Source organism: Streptomyces sp. NPDC018263 (assembly GCF_055562575.1).
On sequence record NZ_JBVHFA010000001.1, the window covers coordinates 624211 to 648189 of the forward strand.

The window sequence follows — 23979 nt, forward strand, 5'->3', positions numbered from 1 at the left end:
CAGCGAACGATCATCAGGTTTTTACGCCACTTCAGCGACCCCCGCGCGTTCGCTCCAGGGTCCCTCCGACGGACGACCCCGCCGACGAACGGTGACTTGACCATTCCGCTAAGCGACGGCCCTGTCGGCGGCCGGCTTCCGGGTCACGAACAGGTGGCGCGTGCTGTGCGCCACGAACGGCCCGCCCTCCGTGATCTCCGCATGCAGGGCCCGCAGCCGGTCCCTGTACGTCTCCACGGTGAAGCCCGGCACCATCCAGACCACCTTGCGCAGGAAGTGCACGACGGCGGCGATGTCATGGAACTCCATGCGCAGCCGCGCCGTCCGCAGCTCCTCGACCGCCAGCCCGGCCGCCTCGGCCCCCGCGCGCTCCCGCCCGGGGTCCCGGCCCCCGCGCACCGCCTCCGGCTGGGGCCCGAGGAAGTACTCGACCAGCTCGAACGCGCTCGCCGGTCCGACGTGCTGGGCGAAGTAGGTGCCGCCCGGCCGGAGCACCCGGGCGATCTCCGGCCAGTCCGGGGCCACGGGGTGGCGGCTCAGGACCAGATCGAAGGCTGCGTCGGCGAAGGGCAGGGGCGCGGTGTCCGGTGCGGCGACGACCACCGCGCCGTGCGGGGCGAGCAGTGCGGTCGCTCCCGCCACGTTCGGGGGCCAGCCCTCGGTGGCCGCGAGCAGGGCGGGGCGGGCCGGGGCGGCCTGCTTCAGCGCGAAGTCGAGCACCTCGCCGCCGCCGGTCTGGATGTCGAGCGCCGCCCGCGCCCGCGCCAGCCGCTCCCCCGCCGAACGGGCGTAGCCCCACTCCGGCCGCTCCTCGGTGGCCCGGCCCGCGAACCAGGAGAAGTCCCAGCCGTCGGTGGGCACGGCGGCACCCTCGGCCACCAGCTCCTCGAAATCCCTGTCCATGGGGGCATGGTTCTGGAGCGGGTGGCCCGGCGTCACGGGGTTTTCGCGGCCGGGGCGTCGAGGACCAGCAGGACGAACCCCTCCTCGTCGGGCTCCCCCCTCCGCACGAACCCGTGCTTCTCCAGCAGGGCGACCGAGGCGGTGTTGCCGGCGAAGGGGTCGCCGTGCAGGGGGCGTACGGGCTCCTCGGTGAGGAAGAGGCCGAGGGCGCGGCTGCCTGTGCCCCGGCGCCAGTAGCGGCGGCCGAGCCAGTAGCCCACGAAGCGTCTGCCGCCTTGCGTCCAGGAGACGACGTTGCCCGCGACCTCGCCGTCCACGGTGACCGTGCGGACCAGGCAGTCGGGGTCGGGGAGGATGCGGGTGCGCCAGTGGGCGAGGAAGGCGTCACGGGGGCGCGGGGTGAAGCGGGATCTGCGGACGGCTTCCGGGTCGTGTTCGAAGGCGAGGAAGATCTCGAGGTCGTCCTCGGTCACGCCGCGCAGGCGTACGTCTTCTGTCTCGGCGGTCATGGTCCGGAGTGTGGCAGGGGGCACTGACAACCGCGTGCGGCCTGTGGAGGGTGGGTACGGTCCCGGCGGAGGTGGGGCCGGATGGCGCGCTGGCGGGACGGACACGGGACTCTGACGGTCCATCGGCAGGGCGGCGAGGTGTGCGTGCCGCTGGAGCGGGCGGTGTCCTACCGGGCGCGGACCCGGGGGCTGCTCGGGCGGGACGCGGTCGAGGGGGCGCTGCTGCTGTCACCGGCGGCGAGTGTGCACACCTTCGGGATGCGGATGGCCATCGACGTGGCATACCTGGACCGTTCGCTGCGCGTGCTGGCGGTACGCACGATGCCACCGGGCCGGCTGGGACTGCCCCGCCTCCGGTCCCGGCACGTTCTGGAGGCCGGGGCCGGGGTGATGGCCGGGTGGGGGCTGGTGGCGGGGGTGTCGGTTTCGGTGGGGTAAGCCGCTACTGGGCGGTGCGGGGGAAGGAGACCTCCACTCGGCGGTTCTTCTTGCGGCCCGCTTCGGTGGAGTTGTCGGCGATGGGGTACTGCTCGCCGTAGCCGCGTACCTCGAAGGTGACGTCGGGGGCGTTGAGGTCCTGGTCGAGTACGGCCTGTACGGCGTTGGCCCGGCGCTTGGAGAGGACGTCGCCGTGGGCGGAGGAGCCGAGGTTGTCGGTGAAGCCGAAGACGCGTACGCGGGTGGCCTTCTGTTTCTCGATCTCCTCGGCGATGGCGGTGATGCGGGCGCGGGCCTCGGGGCTCAGTTTGGCGCTGTCCTTGCCGAAGAGGACTTCCGCCTGGAGGGCGAAGGTGACGTCGGCGTTCGTGTCCTCGCGGCGTTCCTCGCCGCTCTGGTCCTCGACGACCGACTTGATGTCCAGCACCTTCGCTCCCGCGAGCGTGGCGCCCTCCGGCAGCTTCAGGTCCGGGTCGGTGAGGTCCACTTCCACGGGCGCGGCAGCACTCGGCTCCGTACCGGGCGGTTCACTGGGACCGTCCGCGTGCGCGGGCGCCAGCGGAGTGAGCAGGGCCGCGGCCGCGGTGATGGCCAGGAGGCGGGCGAGACGGGGTGGGGTCACGGGGGGCCTCAGTCGGAGATTTTGAAGGTGGCGGTGGGGAAGGTGGGCAGTTGGAAGGTGATCTCGTCCGTGCCCTCGGGCGGCGCCGGGAACTGCAGGAAGACCGGGACGGTGTCTCCGGCCTTGACGCTCTGCACACCGGCGGTGGTCAGCGGCCTTCCGTCCGTGTCGCGCAGGACGTAATAGCGTTTCCTGCCCTTCGGGTCCACCAGCGTGGCGCCTCCGAACGACTGCCCGTTCTTCATGATCTCGGTTTCATTGCCCGTCAGTTGGGAGGACAGGACCGCATCATGGCTGCCGTCGTTCTTGAGTTCGGCGTTGATCGTCAGAAAGCCGCCCGAGTCGCGCGCGGCCGAGGTGATTTTCAGCGTCAGGCCGTCGGGGCCGCGCAGCTCCGCGAGCGGGTCCGCGGACTGGCCCTCCTGCGGGCTGGGTGCTGAACCTCCCCGGGAAGCGGAGGTGCCGGCTGTCGGCTTCTTGTCGCCGTTTCCGTCACCACCGCAGCCGGCGACACCGAGCATCAATGCCACCGTGACGCCGATGGTGGCGATGCCCGTGCGGGCTTTCGCGTTGGACCCGATGTTCATGCCCGCTTCCTCTTTCCGCTCATCGTCCGCTCGTCAATCCGCCAGATGGACATCGAACAAGTCCTCGGGCTTGGGGAGATCGCCAAGTTTCTTCGGGTCCAGCTTCCAGATCTTGCCGTCGCAATGGAGTGCGGGCAGAGGTGCGGCGCCGGCCCCCTCGTCCGGAGAACCCTCGTCCGGAAGATCGAAATCACAGATCGGCTTGATCACGGCGGTGGCGGACCGAGTGGAACGGATGTCGCTCACCCCCGGAACGACGGAATCGCCCACCCGCTTATTGGTCCTCACCTCCACCTGGACCTCCAGCGCCTGCGATTCGTCGCACTGCTGCACCTGGGCGTCGTTCTGAGCGGCGAGCTCATCAGCCCTCCAGCACGAGGGGGCCACATCCGTGAGGCCGTGCAGGATGTCGTCCCAGGCCGTCGGGTCCGTGAGGTCGGTCAGCCACTTGCCCGCGAGCAGGTCCCGGCGGTCCTGTGCCGCCGCCAGAGCGGCCGCGTCCGCCGCCGTCTGCGCACCGCTCCTGTTCACCGCGGCCTGCCCGACGGCAAGGTAGGCGAACGCAAGAAAGAGCAGGCCCGCCGCCACTGTGATGTAGATGGGGAAGGCCTGCCCGCTGTCGCCACGTCGGCGCCGGAAGATCAGGTGATCTCCGTGATCTTCGACTTGATCTTGTCCAGAATCGTCTTGCCGATATCCGTACCCGTGATCGCCAGCACGATCGCCACCACCACGGCGATGATGCCCAGATACTCGACGGCGGTCTGCCCCTTGTCCCCGGCGCGTCGCTGAACCGCCGCGACCGTCGTGTTCTTCCAGCCGTTCACCAGTACTTTTGTCGCCACGGCCGTCTTCAGCAGCAGATCGCTCACGGAACTCTCCTCCACCGTAGTCATCGAAGCGAGAACCGTAGGGGCGTAAGTACCGCCCTGCGGAGGGCCCGTGGGCCCAGTTCCGGACCCATTGCGTGCGGGTGAACGCCATCTCACGCCACCCCTAACCACTTGGCGGTGGCCTGGGATCTGTTCGTGGTGTGGAGTTTGGCGAAGATGTGGTTGATGTGGTTCTTGACGGTCTTCTCGCTGATGAAGCAGGCGGCGGCGATCTGATGGTTCGTCATGCCGGACGCGATGAGGTCCATGATCTCCGCCTCTCTGGTGCTCAGTTGAAAACTCGACCGGAATGACTGTCCCATAGCCGATTGCATGTGCGAAAGGGTTTTTGCAGACATCCCCCGAGCAGTAGCGGGAAGTTCAGGTTCCGCGTGTGCACTCGCACTCACCCCCATGGCCGGAGGCAACAGCGCGCGCACCGCCCCCGGCGTCACATGCGGACGCCCCTCGCGCACATCCCGCACCGCCCGCACCAACTGTTCCGTGTCGAATTCCCCGTGCACCAGATATCCCCCCGCCCCCAGCCGCAAAGCCTCCCGCACGGTCTCGCTCTCATGGCTGTAGGTCAGCATCATGACGGGCGCCAGCCGGACGAGGTGGGGCAATGCCGAGATTCCGTCGACACCCGGCATCCGGACGTCGAGGAGGACGACGTCCGGCCGGTGGAGCAGCGCGGCCTCGTACGCCTCGCGCCCGTCCGCCGCCTCGGCCACGACGGTGGTGTCCTCGCGGCCGGAGAGGAGCGCGGTGAGGCCGGCGCGGACCACGGGGTTGTCGTCGGCGACTACGAGACGCAGGGGGCCGGTGGGGGGTGGGAACCGCATCGGAGTCTCCTTTCGCGGGTTCAGTCGGGCAGGGGGAGTTCGATGCCGATCTCGGTGCCAAGGGCGTGCTCGCCCCGCCCTATACGGATGCGCGCCCCAGCCGACGCGGCCCGCTCCACCATGCCGAGCAGCCCGAAGTGACCCTCGGCTCGCAGGGTTTGGAGGGTGACGCCCGTCGGTAGGCCCTTGCCGTCGTCGTGGATCGAGAGGTGGAGGTGGCCGTCCCGGACGCCCGCCGTCACGACGACCCGGGTCGCGTTCGCGTGGCGGTGGGCGTTGTCGAGGGCCTCTGCGGTGAGGGCGAGGAGGGCGCGGGTGGTGGCCGGGGGGAGGGGCGGCAGCGGGCCGCCGGTGTGGTGGCAGGTGACGGGGAGGCCGGTGCGGGTCGTGAAGTCGGCCGCTTGCAGGTTGAGTTGCGGCCAGAGCGGGGCCTGCGGGGCCTCCTCGCGGAGGTCCGTGAGCAGTTCGCGGGACTCCGCCGCCGCCCGGCGGGCCGAGCGGGCGACCAGCTCCGCCTCCTGGCGCAGCCGGGCGGGGTCGGGGGTGGCGGCGGAGGCGGTGACGGCGAGGGCGTCGGAGGCGAGGGCCACGCCGTGCAGGGTCTTGGCGAGGGAGTCGTGCATCTCGCGGGCGAGACGGGCGCGTTCGGACTGTACGGCCTCCGCCGCGGCCAACCGGGCGCGTACGGCGGTCAGCGCGTGGGTGGCGGTGCCGAGCCGGAGCATCAGGTTGCGCAGGGTGGAGCCCATCGCGCCGGTGACGACGCACAGGCCGGGCAGCAGCAGGGTCTCCGCGAGGCCGGTGTGCCGTCCGGCGTCCAGGGTGGCGTGGACGAGGAGCAGGATCAGCGACTGGAGCGAGGCGAAGAAGGCCGCACCGCGCCAGCCGTAGAGCAGTCCGGCCAGCAGCGGGGTGCAGACGCTGACGTAGGCGAGGGTGGTGTCGGGACCGGCGGACACCAGGAGCAGGGACCCGAAGAGGGTGTCGGCGGCGAGCAGGCTGGGGTGCCGCAGCAGCAGCGGCCCGAACCGCCCCCAGTCGCGGAACAGCACGTACGACACCATGAACGTGACGACCACGGCCGCTCCCACCAGCCGCGCCCCCAGTCCCGGCGCCGCGTTGAGCAACGCGGCGGGCGCGGCCAGCACGATCATCGCCAGCCGGAACCCGAACACCTGCCGCCCGACGGCCTGCAGAGCCCGAACCTGAAGCCCCTCGGGGGGCACGGCGGGGCCACCACCAGGAAGCCCCCCGGACCCGGCCGACGCCCCCTCCCCACCAGCCCCAGGCGAACGCCCCTCGGCGCCGCCCGCCGGAGCCCCGTCGGCACCGGACACGGAGCGCCCCTCCGCACCGCCCCCGCCCGGCCCCAGGCCGCTCCCCTCGCGTCCTGTCCCGCCCACCGGGTGACCATGCGCGTCGAGCGCCGGCCGATCCTCGGAGGTGCTCCGGGCCGGATCAGGCGAATCCCCCCGGCCGATGCCCTCGGCGACGCCCCCGGACCGCTCACGCCAAGCCCCCCGGCCGGCACCCTCCGCACGACCCCCGACCGGATCACGCGAAACCCCCCGGCCGGCACCCTCGGCGGCGCCCCCGGACCGCTCACGCCAGGCCCCCCGGCCGGCACCCTCCGCACGACCCCCGACCGGATCACGCGAAACCCCCCGGCCGGCGCCCTCGGCGACGCCCCCGGCCGCCCCACCCCGGACACCCGCCCCCGGCACCCCCCGCGCACGCCCCTTCCGCGCCATACCCCACCTCCCCCCAGACTCTTTCCCCCTACTCCCCCGCCAACGACCCGAAGTCCACCCCGGACCCCAGCAGCAGGCCCGCGCCCAGCAGGAGCATCGTCGCCGGGACCATGAAGGTCGTGATCATCAGCGTGGCCTTGGGGACCGCGCGAGCGGCCTTTCGGCGGGCGTTCTGGGCGTCGGTGCGGCGCATGTCCTTGGCCAGGGAGACCAACGTGTCGACGATGGGGGCGCCGAGTTCCTCGCCCTGCTGGAGGGCGGTGACGAACATGGCGACCTGTTCGGAGTCGTTGCGGCGGCGGAGTTCGGTGAAGGCTTGGCGCCGGGTCATGCCGAGGTCCATCTGGCGGAGCGTGATGCGGAGTTCGTCGGCCCAGGGACCTTCGTAGCGGGTGGAGACGCGGCCGAGGGCCTGGCGGAAGCCGAGGCCGGCGCTGACGACGACGGCGAGGACGTCGAGGAAGTCCGGCAGGGTGCGTTCGATGACGTCCCGGCGGACCCGGATCGCGGACCAGATGCCGACCTCGGTCCAGAAGGCGCCGAAGGCGAGCAGCAGCAGGGCGACGAACCACTGGCCGCGCAGCAGGAAGACCAGGAAGCCGAGGGTGCCCAGCGCGCCGTACACCGCGCGGCGGGCGGCGTAGCGGTCGATGGTGAGGCCGCCGGGGTTGCCCGCGAGGTCGATGCGGCGGCGGTAGCGGGCGACCAGGCCGGGGCCCATGAGGCGCAGCACGAGGGGCGCGTACCGCATGCCCATGCGGTCGATGACGGAGCCGACCGCGCCGGTGCGGGTGGCGCCGATCTCCAGGGCGACGGCGAGGTCGCCGGGCAGCTTGGTCTCGGCGCGGTACATGCGGACGCCCGCGAAGGCGCCCCAGACGCCGAGGGCCGCCAGCAGGGCGAGCAGGAGTTCCATCCGGTCCGTCATCCCCTCACACGTCGATCCGGCTCATGCGGCGGATGAGGACGAACCCGACCGCGTACAGGGCGAAGGCGATGATCACGCAGCCCTGGCCGACCGGTGAGCCGGTCAGGCGTTCCAGGGCGCCGTCCTTGACGCCGTTCATCAGGAAGAGCGCGCCGATGCCGAGGGCGGGTACGGCGTACGAGGTCATGGTGACCTGGGAGAGCTGGGTGCGGATCTCGCGCCGGGTCTCCTTGCGCTCCTCCAGCGTCTCGGTGAGGTTGCGCAGCGCGGAGACGACCTGGCCGCCCGCCCGGTTGGACAGCACCAACGTCGTGACCAGGACGACGAGTTCGCGGGAGGGCAGCCGGGCGGCCAGTTCGCCGAGCGCGTCCTCCATGGATTGCCCGATCGCCAACTGGTCCGCCACCTGCGAGAGTTCCTCACCGGCGGGGGCCTCCAGCTCCTCGGCGGCCATGCCGATGGCGGTGCGCAGGGCGAGCCCGGCCTGGGTGGCGTTGGCCAGGATGCGGGCCAGTTCCGGGAGTTGGCTGATGAAGCGCTCGATGCGTTTCTGCCGCTGCCAGTTGAGGAACTGCACGGCCGCCCAGATGCCGAGGAGCCCGGCGATGGGTCCAAAGAAGGGCGCGAGGGTGGCCTGGCCGACGAGCCAGAGCGCGGCGACCGCGGCGAGCATCCCGGCGAAGAACTCGCCGGGGGTGAGGTCGAGTCCGGTGGCGGCGAGCCGGAGTTGCAGCGCGCGGCCCAGCGCGGTGCGGCGCAGTCGGCGGTCCAGCCCGCGGAAGTGCCGCTTGCGGCCGCCTTCCGGCACCTGGCCGGCGTGCGTGAGCCGGTCCTCCAGCGCGGCGCGCCGGGCCCGCCCTGAGGCGTAGGTCTGGACGCCCGCGACGGCGAGGAGACAGGTCAGCAGGGTGATCCCGGTGGTGAGCTGGGCGAGGTGGGACAGTTCCATGGGCCTACCTGGCCTCTCGGGTGGCGAGCTGGTCCGCCGTGTGGGCCACGCCGAACGCCTGGGGCACGGGCTGCCCGGCCATGTAGAGGCGGTCGGCGGTGCGGCGGGGCAGCGGGAAGTACTGGAAGGCGCCGTGGACCTGGCCGTCGGCGGTCATCGGGCGGGCGTCGAAGCGGGCCACGGTCGCCAGCCGGTACGGCTCCCCGCCGTGGCTGTCGAGCAGGGCGACCTCGGTGATCCGGCGGGCGCCGTCCGCGAACCGGGTGAGCTGGACCAGTACGTCGACGGCGCTGTTGATCTGGTCGTGCAGCGCGGCGAAGGGCACCTCCACGTCGGACATGGAGGCGAGGGTCTGGAGCCGGGTGAGGGCGTCCTCCGCGCTGTTGGCGTGCACGGTGGCGAGCGAGCCGTCGTGGCCGGTGGACATGGCCTGGAGCATGTCCAGCGACTCCCCGCCGCGCACCTCGCCGACCACGATGCGGTCGGGCCGCATGCGCAGGGAGTTGCGGACGAGGTCGCGGATGGTGACCTGGCCGCTGCCCTCGACGTTGGGCGGGCGGGACTCCAGGCGTACGACGTGGGTCTGCTGGAGCTGGAGTTCGGCGGAGTCCTCGATGGTGATGATGCGCTCGTGCGCCGGGATCAGCCCGGACAGGGCGTTGAGCAGGGTGGTCTTGCCGGTGCCGGTGGCGCCGGAGACGATCACGTTGAACTTGGCCTGCACCAGCCCGGCGAGCAGCAGCAGCATGTGGTCGTCCAGCGAGCCGAAGCCGATCAGCTCCTTCAGGGTGTAGGAGCGCGGGAAGCGGCGGATGGTGAGGACGGGGCCGCTGAGGGAGAGCGGCGGGATGATGACGTTGACGCGCTCGCCGGACGGCAGCCGGGCGTCGACCATCGGATTGGACTCGTCCACCCGGCGGTTGACGGTGGAGACGATGCGTTCGATGGTCTGCATGAGCTGGTCGGCGGAGGCGAAGCGCAGGGGCAGCCGTTCGACCCGGCCACCGCGCTCCACGAAGATCGAGTCGGGGCCGTTGACCATGATCTCGGTGACGGAGGCGTCCTCCAGGAGGGGTTCCAGGATGCCGAGACCGAGCGCCTCGTCCACCACGCGCCGGATGAGTCCGGCGCGTTCGGCGGTGGAGAGCACCGGGCCCTCGCGGCTGATGATGTGGCCGAGGACGCGTTCGAGCCGGGCCCGGCGCTCGGCGGCGGCCAGCGAACTCATCTCCGCGAGGTCGATCTCCTGAAGCAGCTTGGCCCGGTAGGAGGCGACCAGGTGCCCGTCCTCGCCCCGGCTGCCCTGCTCCTCGGGGGAGTTGATGCGTGCCCGCAGGCTCATGAGACGGCCCTCTCAGTGGTCGAGCGGCATGGTGGCGGACTTGACGGCGGTCCCCAGGTCCCAGCCGGGCACCACGTCGGGGATCTGGACGGTCGCGGTCACGGTGACCGAGTCGCCGCCCCCGCCGCCACCCGAGCAGGACACGCTGAGCCCGCCGCTGACCGCGCTCGCGCACGCCCCCTGCGCGTCCTGGCGCAGCGAGGCGGCACGCGCCCCGGCCCGCGCGGCGGTACCGGCCTGCTCGGCGGCGTAGGCGACGGCGCCGATCTGGATGCCGGCCAGGCCGACGATCAGCAGGACGGGGACGAACCCCAGGTATTCGATGGCTACTTGGCCCCGGTCGCGGGGGCGCGTACGGCGGCGGAGCATCTCAGTCCTTCACCTCCTCCACGGCACCGGCGTGGCCGTGCACCGTGACCGGGAAGTCGATGGAGCCGGGGAAGAGGACGGGGACCTTGAGGTCGACGTCGGCGGTGACGAAGCCGGTGCCTCCGCATCGCACGGACGCCCCGTCCCGCCAGGCCCCGGACAGATGCTTGAGCCCCGCCTCCGAGCACGCCCCGTCCCGCGCCCCCCGAGGAGCCGCCGTGCCCGCCCGTACGCCCTCGTCGGCGGCGTTCCCGGCCAGGGTGAAGGCGTACCCGACCAGCACGCACTGCCACATCAGGACCAGGGTGAGCACGATCAGCGGGGTCATGCCGAGCAGCTCGATCGCCACCTGCCCCCGGTCCTCACGTAACCTGCCGCGGCGCCTCATGCCTACTCCTTCCGCCGCCGGAAACCCACGGCTCCCCGGTCGCCGCCGCGCTGCCGGCCGCCCCGGTGGGCGGGGCCGTCGGCGGCTCTGGCCAGGCCCAGTTCCCCGGCCAGCGCCCACAGGGCCTGGCGTACGGTGCTGCGGGCGTCGAGTTCGTGCACGCGTCCGGCGTCCACCACGCCCTGGAGTTCCTTGAAGGCGGCGGGCACGGTGGTGCGGGCCAGGGCGGTGCCGGTGATGCGCTGGATCAGCGCGGGCTGGATCTCGGTGCCGCGGGTGTGGCGGTTGACCACGACGGTGGTCTCCTCGGCCTTGCGGATCTGGAGCCGGTCCCACATCCGCACGGTCCGCTTGGCGGCGCGCACCGAGACCACGTCGGGCGTGGTGAGCAGCAGCGCGGTGTCGGCGCCCTCCACGGCGGCGGCGGTGGCCCCGGTGAGCTGGGCGCCGCAGTCCAGGACGACGACCTCGTAGCGGGCGCGCAGGGCGTGGATGATCTGGCGGACGGCCCGGTCGGTGACCTCCTCGCCGCGCTCCCCCTCGCCGGGCGCCAGCAGCAGGGCGAGCCCGGTGTCGTGGCGGTAGACGGCGTCGGCCAGGACGCGCGGGGAGATGTCGGTGATGGCGGCGAGGTCGGCGACCGAGCGGCGGAACTGGATGTCCAGGAAGGAGGCCACGTCACCGGTCTGGAGGTCGAGGTCGGCCAGCACGGTGGCCCGGCCCGACGCCTGCGCGGCGAGGGCGAGCTGGAGTGCGGCCGTGGTGGCACCGGTGCCGCCCTTGGCCCCGCTGACCGTGATCACCGTGCCGCCGGGGCCGCTGAGCACATCGGCCCCGCCGTGCCCGAGGTGGCGGCGCACCCCGGTGGACCACTGGGCCACGGCCTGCACCCGGTGCGCGAGGTCCTCGTAGGCCAGCGGCAGCCCGACCAGGCCGCGGGCGCCCGCGTCCATCGCGGCGGCGAACAGGGCGGGCCCGGCGTCGGTGGTGACCAGGATGACGCCCACGGCCGGGAAACGCAGCGCTATCTCCCGGATCAGCTCCAGCGCCGGTACGGGGCCGATGCGTTCATGGACGACGACGACCTCGGGGAGTTCGTCGACCGACTCGGCGGCGAGCCTCGCCAGGGTGTCGATCAGCCGGGTGGAGTCGGTGACCGGCGGGACCGGCTCGGCGTCGGGGAGCTGGCTGAGCAGGGTGGTGAGGGACCGTACGGCGTCCGGGTCCGCGCCGGCCGGCAGAATCCTGGTGGGCATGCGGGCCGCCTCTCACTTGTCCGTCGCTAGTTCGTAGGTGCGCTCGCGGTCCGGTATCTGCGACTCGCCGCCGGGGGCGACCAGGGCGAGCCGGACCCGCTGGGCGAAGGACTCGGCGTAGGTGACGCGCTGGGCGTCCAGGGCGGACAGCGCGAAGGTGATGGGGACGGCCTCGGTGGGCTGACGCTGCTGGTCGCGGTCCCGGTCGGGCTCCAGGTCGCGGATCTTCCCGAGGTCGAGGACGCGGGCATTGGTGACGATGATCTTCGACTGGTCGGGGTCGCCCTCCTTCTTCCCCTCGAAGGTGGCGTAGACATTGACCCGCGCCCCGGGCGTGATCTTGCCGGCGACGCCGGTGGCGGCGTCCACCATGATGGCGACCTCCTGCTCGCCCGGCCGGAGTTCGGGCTGGTCGACGACCATGTCGGTCTGGAGCAGGGAGCCCGCGCGCAGAGTGGTGACGGCGATCTTGCCGCGCAGTTGGGCGAGGTCGGTGACGGCGTTGGCGGACAGCCACCGTCTGGGCATCCGCACCTTCTCGAACTGGTCCGCGCCGAGCGCGGTGTACGGCTGGACCGCGGACTTGACCCGGTACGCGGTGACCTCGGGGCCGACCTTGGAGCGCACGTCGCTGATGACGGACAGCACGCCCGCGAAGGCGCCGAGGGCGCACAGGACGGAGAGGATCAGGAGTATGACGCCGCGGCGCTGACGGGAGTTCATGAACCGTGCAACCTCATTGGGGGAATCGGTCGTGCGGGACGGGAGCGGGGTCCGTATCGGTTCAGGCGGGCGTACGCCCCTGAAGGGCGCGCGGCGGCGGCAAGGGGTGCTCGGGCGGCGAGGCGGAGCAGAAGACGCAGCGGTCGCCGATGACATCGAGCCCGCACCAGTGGCAGCTCGACTGCCGTACCGAGGTGACGAGTTGGTAGAGCACGGAGAGGTCGGCGAGGTAGCCGCAGAACTCGATCATCCGGCCGGTGCCCCACCAGGCGGGTGACTCGGCGGGCAGCGGGGTCTCGCGCAGCCCGTGCGTGCCCCAGTCCTTGGCGAAGCCGGTGATCCAGTCGGACTGCAACTGGCCTCGCGCGATCAGCATCCAGGTGCTGAACTCGGGTCCCTTGAGGGTGGCACCCTGCACGGCCTTGACGAGCTGGGGCTCGGGGTGGGCGACGACGGCGAACTGGGCGCCCGGCACCCAGGACTTGGCGTGCGCCTTGAGCCCGACGGGCACGTGGTCGAGCCGGGCGACCGAGCCGAGTACGGCACCGGCGTGGATGTAGTGGGTGAGCAGCCGCCCGGCGGAAGCGAGCACACCGGGGCTCAGGTCACAGGTCGCGAGCTGCCGTAACTGCCGGGCCAGGACCGCGACGCCGAGCGGCGGCAACTCCGGCCGGAACACGGCGATACGGTCGCTCTCCAGCAGGGAGCGCAGGGTGTGCAGCCGGCGCAGCACGGGCTCCGGGGTGGCGCGTGAGCACAGGACCACCAGATAGCCGAACTGGTCGACCATGGCCTGCACTTCGGTGAGGGTCTGGTCCAGCGGGCGGCTGTCGAGGTCGCGCAGCACGACGGCGGGCATGGTCCGCTCGTCCTGCGCCGGCAGTGCCAGGTCGGCACTGGTCACGGCGATGGCAGTTGGCACGCGCAGCTCCCCGCTCTCACACCCTCCGGCCCACCGGCACGGTTCCCCTCGGGCCATGACGACTTCATTGCGTGACTACGTGAGCACTGTATCCACGCCTGGATCACGGGAGAACAGCGTTTGTGTAGCTCGTGGGGAACTCTCCGGTCACAACTTGCTTCAAAACGGGACAGGTTGCACGACCGGGCCGGGGGTGGTCCGTACGCCACCCCTTGACAGCGGAATTGGTCTGGACCAACTTGTAGGCACACTCCCCGCGAACTCCCCCACCGGAGGCTCCAGTTGGACCTCGTATCTGTCATGCCCGCGCGCGGCGGGCGCGGCCGGGCCCGCGCCTGGTCGGTTGCCGCCGCCCTCGCCCTCGCCGTGGCGGGGCTGGCCGCCGCTCCCGCCTCGGCGGCGGACGTCAACAACGCCAGGAACGCCGGCTTCGAGTCGGGCCTGTCCGACTGGACCTGCTCGGCGGGCAGCGGCACGACCGTCTCGTCCCCGGTGCACGGCGGCTCCGCCGCGCTGAAGGCCACCCCGGCCGGGCAGGACAACGCCCGGTGCACCCAGTCGGTGGCGGTCAAGCCCAACTCCACGTACACGCTGAGCGCCTGGGTGCAGGGCGGGTACGCCTACCTCGGGGCGACCGGCACCGGCACCACCGACGTGTCGACCTGGACCCCCGACAGCCCGTCCTGGAAGCAGCTCTCGACCACGTTCACCACGGGCTCCGCCACCACCTCGGTCACCGTGTACACCCACGGCTGGTACGGGCAGGCCGCGTACTACGCCGACGACGTGCAGGTACAGGGGCCGGACGGCGGCGGGGGCGGTGACCCGGCGCCGACCAGGCCGGCCACGCCGGGCGGCCTCGCGGTGTCCGGCACCACCTCGTCCTCGGTCTCGCTGGCCTGGAACACGGTCTCCGGCGCGACCGGCTACAACGTCTACCGCGACGGCACCAAGGTCACCGCGGTGAGCGGCACCTCGGCCACCGTCACCGGACTCGCCGCCTCGACCTCGTACTCCTTCCAGGTCACGGCGACCAACTCGGCCGGTGAGTCGGCGAAGTCGGCCACCGTGAACGCGACCACCACCTCCGGCGGCACCGTCCCCAGGGGCGACCTGCCCAAGCACGCGGTGACCGGGTACTGGCAGAACTTCAACAACGGCGCGGCCGTGCAGAAGATCTCCGACGTGCCCTCGGCCTACGACATCATCGCGGTGGCCTTCGCGGACGCCACCTCCACGCCGGGCGCGGTGAGCTTCAGCCTGGACTCGGCGGGGCTGAACGGTTACACGGTCGACCAGTTCAAGGCCGACATCAAGGCCAAGCAGGCGGCGGGCAAGAAGGTGATCGTCTCCGTCGGCGGCGAGCGCGGCACGGTCGCGGTCAGCGACGCCGCCTCGGCGAACAACTTCGCGAACTCGGTGTACTCGCTGATGCAGACCTACGGCTTCGACGGGGTCGACATCGACCTGGAGAACGGGCTCAACCCGACGTACATGACACAGGCGCTGCGGTCGCTGTCGTCGAAGGCGGGCTCGTCGCTGATCATCACGATGGCACCGCAGACGATCGACATGCAGTCGACGTCCGGTTCCTACTTCCAGACGGCCCTGAACGTCAAGGACATCCTCACGGTCGTCAACATGCAGTACTACAACAGCGGTTCGATGCTGGGCTGCGACGGCAAGGTGTACAGCCAGGGCTCGGTGGACTTCCTGACCGCGCTGGCCTGCATCCAGTTGGAGGGCGGGCTCGCGCCCTCGCAGGTGGGCATCGGTGTGCCGGCCTCCACGCGGGGCGCGGGCAGCGGCTATGTCGCGCCGAGCGTGGTGAACAGCGCGCTGGACTGCCTGGCCAAGGGCACCGGCTGCGGCTCCTTCAAGCCGGCCCGGACCTACCCGGACCTGCGCGGCGCGATGACCTGGTCGACCAACTGGGACGCGACGGCGGGCAACGCCTGGTCCGGCGCGGTCGGTCCGCACGTGCACGGGATGCCGTAGCGGTACCGGAAACGGGCGGTGCCCCGGTCTCCCTCGGAGGGAGGCCGGGGCACCGCCCGTTGTTCACTCGGTCCCGCTCATTCCGACTCGAAGTAGGCGTCCAGTACCGCGTCCATCGAGGCGTCCCACTCCGCGAACTGCGCGCGGGAGGCGGCCTCGATCTCGATCGGGTACCAGCGGCGGTCCGGGGTGTGCACCGTGACGGTGAAGCGCTTGCCGAACCGGGCCGTCTCCGTCTCCACGGCGGCGATCTCCGGCCAGGTGAACTCGCACTCCTCCGCGTCCAGGCCGAGGCGTACGCCCCGCCGGTCCGCGATGATCCGCGCCCGGCGGTCGGCGGCCTCGAAGACGGGTCCGCCCTCCTCGGCGGGCTCCTCCTCGGACACGACCGCCTCGGCCTCCGGAACGGCGTCCGCGGGCTCCGGACTCCCTTCCGGCCCGGCCGAGTCGGCCGCCTCGGCCGTCGGCTCGGCGTCGTCCGCTTTCCCTTGGGCGGCGGAGCCCGTCAGACCGGGGATGAAGGCCGGGTCGAACCCGGCACCCGTGACGGGCTCGCCCTTCAGGGGCTGGCTGCTCGATCCTATGCGCTGCTCCACGGCGGCAGTATGGACGACTTCCCTGTGCCGGAACCACCCGGCGCTCCATTCCCGCCCGTATCCCGCCCGTATCCCGCCGGTACGTACCCCACCGCCGTGGCCGCAGCAGCCGTCAGACGAACAGGCTCACCACCGCCGCGACCGCGAACCCGGCGACGGACAGGACCGATTCGAGCACCGTCCACGTCTTCAGCGTGTCGCGTTCGGTGATGCCGAAGTACTTGGCGACCATCCAGAACCCGCCGTCGTTGACGTGCGAGGCGAAGATGGAGCCGGCCGAGATGGCCATGATGACCAGGGCCACGAAAGCCTGCGAGTGGTGGCCCTCGGTCAGCAGCGGGGCGACGATGCCCGCCGTCGTCACGATGGCGACCGTGGCCGAGCCCTGGGCGACCCGCAGCACCAGCGAGATCAGGTACGCCAGCACGATCACCGGGAGCCCGACGCCGTTGAAGGTGTCCGAGAGCGCCTGGGCGACCCCGCTGGCCTTGAGGACGGCGCCGAAGACCCCGCCCGCGCCGACCACCAGCAGGATGTTGCCGACCGGCTTCAGGGAGGCGGTGGAGACGTTCTCCAGGGACTTGCGGGACCAGCCGCGCCGGATGCCGAGCAGGTAGTAGGCGAGCACCAGGGCGATGGTGAGGGCGACGAAGGGGTGCCCGAAGAACTCGATGACCGAGCGCACGGTGGACGGGTCCAGCGCGACCGAGGAGAAGGTGGCGGCGAGGATCAGGATCAGCGGCGTACCGATGATGGCGAGGACCGTGCCCAGCGGGACCGGCTTCTCGGCCGGCTCCACGCCCGAGGCGCGCTGCTCGGCGAGGACCGCCTCACGGGCCTCCTCCGCCGCCTCGACCATGTCCTGCGGGACGGGGACGAAGATGCGCCGGCCGATCCACGCGGAGAACGCCCACGCGGCCAGCACCGCCGGGATGCCGCAGACCACGCCCATGAGGACGACCCAGCCGAGCTGGACGTGCAGCAGTCCGGCCGCGGCCACCGGGCCGGGGTGCGGGGGCAGGAAGGCGTGCGTCATGGACAGGCCCGCGAGCAGCGGCAGGCAGTACAGCAGGATCGACTTGCCGCCCCGCTTGGCGGCCGCGTAGACCAGCGGCGCGAGGACGAAGATGCCGACGTCGAAGAAGACCGGGATGCCGAAGATCAGGCCGGTCAGGCCCATCGCGAGCGGGGCCCGCTTCTCGCCGAACAGCCGCAGCAGGCGGCTCGCGAGGACCTCGGCGCCCCCGCTGACCTCCAGGATCGCCCCGAGCATGGTGCCCAGGCCGATGATGATGGCGACGTGGCCGAGGATGCCGCCCATGCCGGACTCGATGGTGGAGACGGCGTCGGAGCGCTGGACGGTGCCGAAGAGTTCGGTGACCGAGAGTCCGGCGAGCAGGCCGACGGTTATGGACACCGTGAGCAGCGCGACGAACGGCTGGAGGCGGACCTTGATGATCAGGAAGAGTAGCAGGGCGATGCCGAGACCGGCGACGGTGAGCAGACCGGGGGTGCCGTCCAGCAGGAGGAGCAGTCCTCCGGTGTGGGGTGGCGCGGCGGGGGCGGGTGCGGCGAGCGGAAGGGACATGAGAGGGCGGTCCTCTGCGTGAGTGAGGTAAGTACATCGGGCTTTCGGGCAGGGTGGAGCGCGGCACGGCACCCGAGGGGGATGCCGTGCCGTGTGCGTCGTGCGGGTGGTGCGGTCTGCTGAGCGCCGGTCAGCCGAGGACGGCGAGCGCGTCGATCTCGATCAGGAGCCCGGCGGGCAGCCCGACGTAGACCGTGGTGCGGGCGGCCGGGGGCTGGGTGAGGCCCTGCTCGCCGAAGTAGGTGTTGTAGATGTCGTTCATCTCGGCGAAGTGGTCCGTGTCGGTGAGGTAGACGCGGATCATCATCACGTCGTCCCAGCTCGCGCCGCCCTCTTCGAGGATCGCCTTGACGTTGGCGAGGGTCTGGAGGGTCTGCTCGCGCAGGGTGGGACCGGCGGGGGTGGGGGCCTTGCCCTCCTCGGCGGGCAGGAAGCCGACCTGGCCGGCGACCTGGAGGATGTTGCCCTTCCTGACGCCGTGCGAGAACTTCGCGGGCGGCACCGTGTGGGTCTTCGGGGTGAGGGCGGTCTTGTCCGTCATGCGGTGGGGTCCTTCACTGGGGTTCTTCCGGAGTACTCGCCGCTGATCGCGTCCGCCGTGCGGCGCACCCGCGGGAGCAGGGTGAGGAGTTCGTCGGCGGTGACGACGACGTTCGGCGCGGACACCGACATCGCGGCGACCACCCGGCCGTCGGCGCCCCGGATGGGGGCCGCGACACAGTTGATGGACTCCTCGTGGCCACCGAGGTCGGTGGCCCAGCCCTGTTCGCGGACCTTGTCCAACTCGCGTAGGAAAGCACCGGCGTTGGGGGTGGAACGGGCCGTGTACAGGGGGTATTCGAGCTTCTCCGCCAGCGCCCGCCGCTCGCCCTCGGGCAGGTCGGCCAGCAGCAGCTTGGCGACGGCGGCGACCGTGATGGCGACCGGCTTGCCGACGCGCGAGTACATGCGCACCGGGTAGCGGCTGTCCACCTTGTCGATGTAGAGCACCTCGTTCTCCTCGTGCACGGCGAGGTGCACGGTGTGCCCGCACGCCTCGTTGAGCTTCACGAGGTGGGGGTGGGCGATCTCCCGGATGTCGAGGTTCTCCATCGCCTCCTGGGCGAGGGCGAAGAGGCGGGCGCCGAGCCGGTAGCGCTGGTCGGACTGGCGGTAGACCAGGCCGTGTTCGTGCAGGGTGCGCAGCAGGCGCAGCGCGGTGGACTTGTGCACGCCGAGCCGTTCGGCGACCTGGCCTAGGTCGGCGGGGCCCTCCGCGAGCAGCGGGAGGATGCTCAGGGCGCGGTCGACGGTCTGGCTCATGCGGTGCTCGTTCCTTCGGTGACCTGTTCGGTCCCGGTCCAGCCGGGGCCGAGTCGCAGTCTCCCCCACGCCTCGTCGTCCAGGGCGGCCAGCCGGTCGGCGTGGTCGCGGGCGGGCGGGTCGGCGAGGTCGCCGGGGACGGTGAGCGCGGCGGCGGCCATGAGGTGGCCGTGCCGCAGCCGGTCGCGTACGGGGAGCCCGCGCAGGGTGGCGGAGAGGAACCCGGCGGCGAAGGCGTCGCCCGCGCCGACGGTGGCCACCACGTCGACGGTGAGGGCGGGCACGCGCACGGTGAACTCACCCGTGGACGTGCGCTCGAACACCGTCGCGCCCAGCGGCCCCTCCTTGACGACCAGCACCCGGGGTTCGGGCAGCAGTCGCCGGACCGCCTCCACCCCGCCCCGCGTGCCCCACGCCGCCTCCGCCTCGTCGGTGCCGACGAACACGATGTCGGCCCGCCGGGCCAGGTCCAGCAGCACCAGCGCGTCGTCCGCCGCGCGCCACAGGCCGGGGCGGTGGTTGACGTCGAAGGACACCACCGGGCGCCCCTCGCGCGGCGCGGTCAGGGTGTGCAGCAGTTCCCGGCACCCCGGCGACAGCGCGGCGGTGATCCCGGACAGGTGCAGCACGCGTCCCGCGTCCAGGGCGGCGAGGTCGGTGTTGTCGGCGGCCATCGCGGAGGCGGCCGATCCGGCGCGGTAGTAGGCGACTTCGTGGGCGTCGGTGGCCCGGTCGGCGGCGGTGCGGAAGTAGACGCCGGTGGGCCGGTCCGGGTCCACGCCGACCGCGCCGGTGTCGACGCCGTAGGAGCCGATCCGCTCGACCAGGTGCCGCCCGAAGCCGTCGGCGCCGACCCTGCTGACCCAGCGGGCCGGGTGCCCGGCGGCGGCGAGGGTGCAGACCACGTTGGACTCCGCGCCCCCGATGCCCCGTCGGAAGGCGGGCACGTCGGCGAGGCGGCCGGGGCGGTCGGGGAGGAAGGTGACCATGGACTCGCCCAGGGCGACGACATCCACGACATCGACGACGTCAGGGGCGTCGGGGGTGGCGCTGGACGGTCCGTCGGCGGTCACGGTGGTGTCGGCTCCTCGTCGGTGCTCCGGGGGTGCTCCGGGGTGACGACTTCGTTGACCCCGTGTTGGCCGAGATGTTAGACAGCATGGAGCGACATACGCAATGGACGTTGCAGGGAATGCAACGACGCTGATCAGGAGGCTCGTATGGCCCGTGCGACCGGTTCCGACGCCCTGGCACAGCTCGCCGGGGAACGGGTCGACCACCGTTTCAAGGGCCTTCCGCCGGACGCCGCCGGGCTGACGGTGGGCGAGCTGGCCGCCGAGCGCCGCAACCTGTTCACCGGCGGCTTCGCCACCCCCGTTCTCGCGCTGTCCGCCGAGCGCCTGGCGCACAACCTCGCGCTGATGGAGTCGTACGCGGCCCGGCACGGCCTCGCCTTCGCCCCGCACGGCAAGACCTCGATGGCGCCGCAGCTCTTCGCCCGGCAGATCGAGCACGGCGCCTGGGGCATCACGGTCGCTGCTCCCCACCAGGTGTGGGTGGCAAGGGAGTTCGGCATCGAGCGGATCTTCCTCGCCAACGAGCTGGTGGACGCGGCCGCGCTGCGCCGTATCGCCGCCGAGCTGGCCGCCGACCCGGACTTCCGCCTGATCACCTACGTCGACTCCGTGCGCGGGGTCGAGCTGATGGACGCGGCCCTCACCGGCGCCGCCCGCCCGCTGGACGTGGTGGTGGAGCTGGCGGCCGGCGAGGGCGCCCGCACCGGTGCCCGCACGGAGGCGGAGTGCGCGGAGGTCGCCGCCGCCGTGGCCGCCACCCGCACCCTGCGCCTGGTCGGTGTGGCGGGCTACGAGGGCGAGGTGCCGAAGGCCGACCCCGAGCGCGTCGCCGCCTATCTGCGTCGCCTCACCGCGCTCGCCGCCGCCCTGGACGCCCAGGGGCGGTTCGGCACGGCGGACGAGATCGTGGTGAGCGCGGGCGGCAGCGCCTGGTTCGACACGGTGGCCGAGGTGTTCGCGGAGGTCCCCGAGCTGTCCCGCCCGGTGCTGAAGCTGCTCCGCTCCGGCGCCTACGTCTCCCACGACGACGGCCACTACCGACGCATCACCCCCTTCAACCGGGTCCCCGAAGAAGGCGCGCTGGAGCCCGCGTTCCGGTTGTGGGCGCAGGTGGTCTCCCGCCCCGAACCCGGCCAGGCGTTCGTCAACGCGGGCAAGCGGGACGCCGCCTACGACCTGGACAAGCCCGAGGCACAGGTGGTGCGCCGGGACGGCGCCGAGCACCCCGCGACCGGCGTCACGGTGACCGCCCTGTCGGACCAGCACATGTGGCTGGCCACCACACCCGAGGCCGATGTCATGGTGGGCGACTGGATCGGCTTCGGCCTGTCCCACCCCTGCACCAGCTTCGACAAGTGGCAGCTCATCCCGGTGGCCGAGGCGGACGGCACGGTCGTGCAGTACGTCCGTACGTTCTTCTAGGAGGGCAGGGCCGTGGAAGAACTCGTCATCCGGGACGCCGACGTGGTCGACGGCAGCGGGGCGCCCGCCTACCGCGCCGATGTGGTGGTCGACCGCGGCCGGATCGTCTCCATCGTCAAGGAGGCCGCGGCGGCGGGCTGTCAGCGCCCGCGCGCGCGGCGCGAGCTGGACGCGGAGGGCCTGGTCCTCTCCCCCGGCTTCATCGACATGCACGCCCACTCCGACCTGGCCCTGCTGCGCGACCCCGACCACAGTGCCAAGGCCGCGCAGGGCGTCACCCTCGAAGTCCTGGGCCAGGACGGCCTGTCGTACGCCCCCGTGGACGACCGCACGCTGGAGGAGGTCCGCCGCGCCATCACCGGCTGGAACGGCTACGGCGACGACCTCGACATGGACTGGCGCTCGGTCGGCGAATACCTGGACCGGCTGGACGAGGGCATCGCGGTCAACGCGGCCTATCTGGTCCCGCAGGGCACGGTCCGCGCGCTGGTCGTCGGCTGGGAGGACCGCCCGGCGACGGCGGCCGAGCTGGACCGGATGCGGCACCTGGTCGCGGAGGGCCTGGAACAGGGCGCGGTCGGCCTCTCCTCCGGCCTCACCTACACCCCCGGCATGTACGCGAGCGACGCCGAACTGACCGAGCTGTGCCGGGTGGTGGCCTCCTACGGCGGCTACTACTGCCCCCACCACCGCTCCTACGGCGCGGGCGCCCTCCAGGCGTACGCCGAGATGGTGGCCCTCACCCGCGAGGCGGGCTGCCCGCTGCACCTGGCCCACGCCACCATGAACTTCGGCGTCAACGAGGGCCGCGCCCCCGAGCTGCTCGCCCTGCTCGACGCGGCCCTGGACGCGGGCGCCGACCTCACCCTGGACACCTATCCCTACACCCCCGGCTCCACCACCCTGGCGGCCCTGCTGCCCAGTTGGGCGAGCGAGGGCGGCCCGGCGGAGATCCTGGCCCGGCTCACCGACCCGGCCACCGCCGAGCGCGTCCGGCACCACCTGGAGGTCACCGGCTCCGACGGCTGCCACGGCGTACCGGCGGAGTGGGAGACGATCGAGATCTCCGGCGTGACCGACCCGGCGCTGGCCGCGTACGTGGGCCGCACGGTGAAGGAGGCGGCCGGGCTGCGCGGCGAGGAGCCGTGGGAGACCGTCCGGCACCTGCTGGTCGAGGACCGGCTCGGCACCACGATCCTCCAGCACGTCGGCCACGAGGAGAACGTCCGCGCGATCATGCGGCACCGCGCGCACACCGGCGGCTCGGACGGCATCCTCCAGGGCACCAAGCCCCATCCGCGCGCCTACGGCACCTTCCCGCGCTACCTCGGCACCTACGTCCGCGAGCTGGGCGTGCTCTCGCTGGAGGAGTGCGTGGCCCGGCTGACCTCGCGGCCCGCGGCCCGGCTGCGGCTGCCGGACCGGGGGCTGGTGCGCGAGGGGTACCGCGCCGACCTGGTGCTGTTCGACCCGGCCACCGTCGCCGCCGGCTCCACCTTCGCGGAGCCGAGGACGCTGCCGGCCGGGATTCCGCACGTCCTGGTGGACGGACGGTTCGTCATCGAGGACGGGCGGCGCACCGACGTGCTGGCGGGCCGGTCGGTGCGCCGTACCCCGGTGTGACGGCCGGGGCCGTCAGGGCTTGGGCAGCGTGCAGCCGGCCGCGCTCAGGTCGAGCTTGTTGCCGGTCGTGAAGCAGGCCGGTATCTGGTAGGTCTCCTGGGCGTAGTTGATGCCCTGGCGGACGGTGACGTTGCCGTTCTGGTCGACCTCGCAGGGGTTGTTCTCGGTGCAGGACTGGCCGTCCTCGTTGCCCGTGTTGTTGACGGCGACGACCTTGCCGGTGGCGGTGTCGATCACCGGGGAGCCGGAGGTGCCGCCGATGGTGTTGCAGGCGGCGGTGTAGCGCAGCGAGTCCTTCCAGGTCCAGCCGCCCTCCTTCAGCCGGTACACGAACCCGTCCGCGTTGCAGGAGTAGATCCGCTTCCAGTAGCCGGAGACGACCTTGATGCTGCTCCCGGCCACCGGGTGGGTGTCGCTCAGCGGCAGCGCGTTGATGCCGTAGGAGCTCCGGATCGCCGCGTAGCTGGTGGTCAGCCGGTACAGGGTGACGTCGGTGTCGGTCATCGTCGAGTAGACGACCTGGTTGGCGCGGAGCGTGGCGACCTTGGTGCCGGCCGAGTTCAGCAGGCCGAAGGTGCGGCTGGAGGACTGGCCGGTGATGACCTGGCCGGGCTGCGGGAAGCCCGTCTCCAGGCAGTGCCCGTTGCTCATCACGAGCGCGGGGTCGGTGTCCGCCGAGTTCGGCAGCCGGACGACGGAGCCGGAGCAGTTGCTGAGCGACACGGTCCCGGCGAAGTCGACGGTCACCGCCTTGGTCTGCGGCGCGGCCAGGGCCGGGGTCGCGCCGAACCCGGCGAGCGCCACGGCGGAGAGCGCGGCCAGGAGAGGCTTGTTCATGTGGGGGTCCTCTCTGCGGAAGCGGACGACCGGAGAGCCTCCGGCCGCCCGTATTGTCATGCGCATTGTTATCGGGTTGCCGGGAGAGGACAAGGAGGCGTCACCCGGAGGACGCCGGGTGACGGCGCGTAAG

26 protein-coding genes are annotated in these 23979 nt (G+C 72.0%); 4 read left to right on the forward strand and 22 right to left on the reverse strand.

Annotation, left to right across the window (positions count from 1 at the left end):
- Window positions 1–108: 108 nt before the first annotated feature.
- Together ACZ3HQ_RS02845 and ACZ3HQ_RS02850 are read right to left on the reverse strand one after the other, a co-directional pair.
- A complete protein-coding gene (locus ACZ3HQ_RS02845; RefSeq protein ID WP_467507384.1) occupies window positions 109–903 on the reverse strand; it encodes a methyltransferase domain-containing protein in 795 nt (264 codons plus the stop codon).
- A 32-nt stretch (window positions 904–935) separates the two neighbouring features.
- Complete coding sequence (locus ACZ3HQ_RS02850) at window positions 936–1412, reverse strand: GNAT family N-acetyltransferase (RefSeq protein WP_467507386.1); 477 nt, start codon at window positions 1410–1412, stop codon at window positions 936–938.
- A gap of 81 nt (window positions 1413–1493) precedes the next feature.
- Between ACZ3HQ_RS02850 and ACZ3HQ_RS02855 the strand changes: the two genes are divergently transcribed.
- Window positions 1494–1850: a DUF192 domain-containing protein gene (locus ACZ3HQ_RS02855; protein ID WP_467507388.1), complete on the forward strand. Its 357-nt coding sequence runs from the start codon at window positions 1494–1496 to the stop codon at window positions 1848–1850.
- A 4-nt stretch (window positions 1851–1854) separates the two neighbouring features.
- On the opposite strand, the gene ACZ3HQ_RS02860 is transcribed toward ACZ3HQ_RS02855, so the two are convergent.
- The 14 genes from ACZ3HQ_RS02860 to ACZ3HQ_RS02925 all read right to left on the reverse strand — a co-directional run bounded on the left by ACZ3HQ_RS02860 (window position 1855) and on the right by ACZ3HQ_RS02925 (window position 13461).
- Entirely contained in the window at window positions 1855–2472 is a 618-nt protein-coding gene (locus ACZ3HQ_RS02860) for an OmpA family protein (protein WP_467507390.1), read from the reverse strand.
- Between the two features lie 8 nt (window positions 2473–2480).
- Window positions 2481–3059 carry a hypothetical protein gene (locus tag ACZ3HQ_RS02865; RefSeq protein WP_467507392.1) on the reverse strand — a complete coding sequence of 193 codons (579 nt, stop codon included), beginning with the start codon at window positions 3057–3059 and terminating at the stop codon, window positions 2481–2483.
- 33 nt (window positions 3060–3092) lie between these two features.
- Window positions 3093–3704 (reverse strand): pilus assembly protein TadG-related protein, encoded by a 612-nt coding sequence (locus ACZ3HQ_RS02870; protein ID WP_467507972.1) that lies wholly within the window; start codon window positions 3702–3704, stop codon window positions 3093–3095.
- Window positions 3701–3931, reverse strand: a complete 231-nt coding sequence (locus ACZ3HQ_RS02875) for a hypothetical protein (protein WP_135790104.1) — start codon at window positions 3929–3931, stop codon at window positions 3701–3703. Before ACZ3HQ_RS02875 ends, ACZ3HQ_RS02870 begins: the two co-directional genes overlap by 4 nt.
- A gap of 113 nt (window positions 3932–4044) precedes the next feature.
- Window positions 4045–4776: a response regulator gene (locus ACZ3HQ_RS02880; protein WP_467507394.1), complete on the reverse strand. Its 732-nt coding sequence runs from the start codon at window positions 4774–4776 to the stop codon at window positions 4045–4047.
- Between the two features lie 20 nt (window positions 4777–4796).
- Window positions 4797–6179: a sensor histidine kinase gene (locus tag ACZ3HQ_RS02885; RefSeq protein WP_467507396.1), complete on the reverse strand. Its 1383-nt coding sequence runs from the start codon at window positions 6177–6179 to the stop codon at window positions 4797–4799.
- A 376-nt stretch (window positions 6180–6555) separates the two neighbouring features.
- A complete protein-coding gene (locus tag ACZ3HQ_RS02890) occupies window positions 6556–7443 on the reverse strand; it encodes a DUF5936 domain-containing protein (RefSeq protein ID WP_467507974.1) in 888 nt (295 codons plus the stop codon).
- A gap of 16 nt (window positions 7444–7459) precedes the next feature.
- A complete protein-coding gene (locus ACZ3HQ_RS02895; RefSeq protein WP_467507398.1) occupies window positions 7460–8404 on the reverse strand; it encodes a type II secretion system F family protein in 945 nt (314 codons plus the stop codon).
- A 4-nt stretch (window positions 8405–8408) separates the two neighbouring features.
- A complete protein-coding gene (locus ACZ3HQ_RS02900) occupies window positions 8409–9746 on the reverse strand; it encodes a CpaF family protein (protein WP_350898653.1) in 1338 nt (445 codons plus the stop codon).
- Between the two features lie 12 nt (window positions 9747–9758).
- Window positions 9759–10115, reverse strand: a complete 357-nt coding sequence (locus ACZ3HQ_RS02905; protein WP_467507400.1) for a TadE/TadG family type IV pilus assembly protein — start codon at window positions 10113–10115, stop codon at window positions 9759–9761.
- A gap of 1 nt (window position 10116) precedes the next feature.
- Window positions 10117–10503, reverse strand: coding sequence for a TadE/TadG family type IV pilus assembly protein (locus ACZ3HQ_RS02910; protein WP_467507402.1), 387 nt, complete (start codon window positions 10501–10503; stop codon window positions 10117–10119).
- A gap of 2 nt (window positions 10504–10505) precedes the next feature.
- Window positions 10506–11759 (reverse strand): AAA family ATPase, encoded by a 1254-nt coding sequence (locus tag ACZ3HQ_RS02915; RefSeq protein WP_467507404.1) that lies wholly within the window; start codon window positions 11757–11759, stop codon window positions 10506–10508.
- Window positions 11760–11771: 12 nt separating this feature from the next.
- On the reverse strand, window positions 11772–12482 hold the full coding sequence (gene cpaB / locus ACZ3HQ_RS02920) for a Flp pilus assembly protein CpaB (RefSeq protein WP_467507406.1): 711 nt from the start codon (window positions 12480–12482) through the stop codon (window positions 11772–11774).
- Between the two features lie 61 nt (window positions 12483–12543).
- Entirely contained in the window at window positions 12544–13461 is a 918-nt protein-coding gene (locus ACZ3HQ_RS02925; RefSeq protein ID WP_467507408.1) for a hypothetical protein, read from the reverse strand.
- A 243-nt stretch (window positions 13462–13704) separates the two neighbouring features.
- Here ACZ3HQ_RS02925 and ACZ3HQ_RS02930 point away from each other — a divergent pair, with 243 nt between their 5' ends.
- Window positions 13705–15402 (forward strand): chitinase, encoded by a 1698-nt coding sequence (locus ACZ3HQ_RS02930; RefSeq protein ID WP_467507976.1) that lies wholly within the window; start codon window positions 13705–13707, stop codon window positions 15400–15402.
- A gap of 77 nt (window positions 15403–15479) precedes the next feature.
- Here the strand turns inward: ACZ3HQ_RS02930 and ACZ3HQ_RS02935 are convergent, their stop codons facing one another.
- The 5 genes from ACZ3HQ_RS02935 to ACZ3HQ_RS02955 all read right to left on the reverse strand — a co-directional run bounded on the left by ACZ3HQ_RS02935 (window position 15480) and on the right by ACZ3HQ_RS02955 (window position 19961).
- Window positions 15480–15998: a hypothetical protein gene (locus ACZ3HQ_RS02935; RefSeq protein ID WP_467507410.1), complete on the reverse strand. Its 519-nt coding sequence runs from the start codon at window positions 15996–15998 to the stop codon at window positions 15480–15482.
- 112 nt (window positions 15999–16110) lie between these two features.
- On the reverse strand, window positions 16111–17586 hold the full coding sequence (locus tag ACZ3HQ_RS02940) for a GntP family permease (protein WP_467507412.1): 1476 nt from the start codon (window positions 17584–17586) through the stop codon (window positions 16111–16113).
- Between the two features lie 130 nt (window positions 17587–17716).
- Window positions 17717–18127: a RidA family protein gene (locus ACZ3HQ_RS02945; RefSeq protein WP_161188057.1), complete on the reverse strand. Its 411-nt coding sequence runs from the start codon at window positions 18125–18127 to the stop codon at window positions 17717–17719.
- Complete coding sequence (locus ACZ3HQ_RS02950) at window positions 18124–18888, reverse strand: IclR family transcriptional regulator (protein WP_467507415.1); 765 nt, start codon at window positions 18886–18888, stop codon at window positions 18124–18126. Before ACZ3HQ_RS02950 ends, ACZ3HQ_RS02945 begins: the two co-directional genes overlap by 4 nt.
- A complete protein-coding gene (locus ACZ3HQ_RS02955; RefSeq protein ID WP_467507418.1) occupies window positions 18885–19961 on the reverse strand; it encodes a sugar kinase in 1077 nt (358 codons plus the stop codon). Before ACZ3HQ_RS02955 ends, ACZ3HQ_RS02950 begins: the two co-directional genes overlap by 4 nt.
- Window positions 19962–20108: 147 nt before the next feature.
- Between ACZ3HQ_RS02955 and ACZ3HQ_RS02960 the strand changes: the two genes are divergently transcribed.
- A complete protein-coding gene (locus tag ACZ3HQ_RS02960) occupies window positions 20109–21386 on the forward strand; it encodes an alanine racemase (RefSeq protein WP_467507420.1) in 1278 nt (425 codons plus the stop codon).
- A 12-nt stretch (window positions 21387–21398) separates the two neighbouring features.
- Window positions 21399–23009 (forward strand): N-acyl-D-amino-acid deacylase family protein, encoded by a 1611-nt coding sequence (locus ACZ3HQ_RS02965; RefSeq protein ID WP_467507422.1) that lies wholly within the window; start codon window positions 21399–21401, stop codon window positions 23007–23009.
- A 12-nt stretch (window positions 23010–23021) separates the two neighbouring features.
- On the opposite strand, the gene ACZ3HQ_RS02970 is transcribed toward ACZ3HQ_RS02965, so the two are convergent.
- Entirely contained in the window at window positions 23022–23846 is an 825-nt protein-coding gene (locus ACZ3HQ_RS02970; RefSeq protein WP_467507424.1) for a trypsin-like serine peptidase, read from the reverse strand.
- Window positions 23847–23979: the final 133 nt, after the last annotated feature.